The organism is Vibrio sp. 03_296 (assembly GCF_002265885.1).
Genome location: NZ_NPKW01000274.1, coordinates 1 through 944, shown reverse-complemented (window position 1 = coordinate 944; position 944 = coordinate 1). Strand labels below are relative to the sequence as shown.

Below are 944 nucleotides of genomic sequence, written 5' to 3'. Positions count from 1 at the left end.
GGCTGGTAGATGCAAACGCATCAACTTGAAAAAGCAGCTTCAGATTGTTTGGGCATCACGACAAAAAAAATCGGGGAATATCCCCGATTTTTTGTTTCTGCAAAATGAAACTAAGCGGCTTGGATAGCGGTTTCAATCATTTTCATCGAACTATCAAGATGGCTGTCTAAAAGGCGCGCCGCTTCTTCAGAATTTTTTGCCAAAGCAAGTTTCATGATCATCTCATGCTCTTCAATATCAAACAGAGAGTGCTTATTACCTTGGTGTTGGGAGAGAGCAAAATAGCGGTAACGTTTAATTTGATTGGCGAGATCTCTAAAGAAATCAAACATGTTTCTTGCTTCAGCGCCTGCAAGTAACGTGGTGTGGAAATGGTTGTGGCGCTCTTCCCATTCTGTCCAATCTGGTGTGGTGTCTAAATTCTGGGCGCGGGAAAGTTTGTGATAAGCCGTTAGTACTTCAAGTTCCCAGTTTTCATTTCCGCAAGCGATTGCTTTTTWCAGCAAAACAGGAGCCACGACGCGTAGGCTTTCATAAAGATCGCGCAGTTCGTTTCGCAGACAGGGGCAACCCAACAGCCTTTTTGTGGTTCAAGTTTGACGTATTTGCTCCAAGAGAGCTGCACGAGTGCTTCGCGGATTGGTGATGCCCCAACGTTGTACTTGTCTTTTAGATCCGCGACGACTAATTTTTGTCCTGGTTTCAGCTCGCCATGAAGAATATCCTGGCAGATCATTTTTGATACTTTGTCAGTTAGGGTCGGGCTAGACACAAGAAAACCTCATTGATAACAATATATTCTGTATAGTAAGAATGTGTATTATTTTAACGGTACGCAATTCTGGTTGATAATATAGCGTACTGAATTGTTATCGCAAGCCGTTTCATAAAAAAAAGAGGACCGAGGCCCTCTTTTTATTTTTTACAAATTGTAACGAATTCTT

At 42.2% G+C, this 944-nt stretch carries 1 pseudogene; it reads right to left on the bottom strand.

The features are described 5' to 3' along the window. Positions 1–110 precede the first annotated feature (110 nt). Positions 111–736, bottom strand: a pseudogene (locus tag CIK04_RS23945) (GntR family transcriptional regulator). Positions 737–944: the final 208 nt, after the last annotated feature.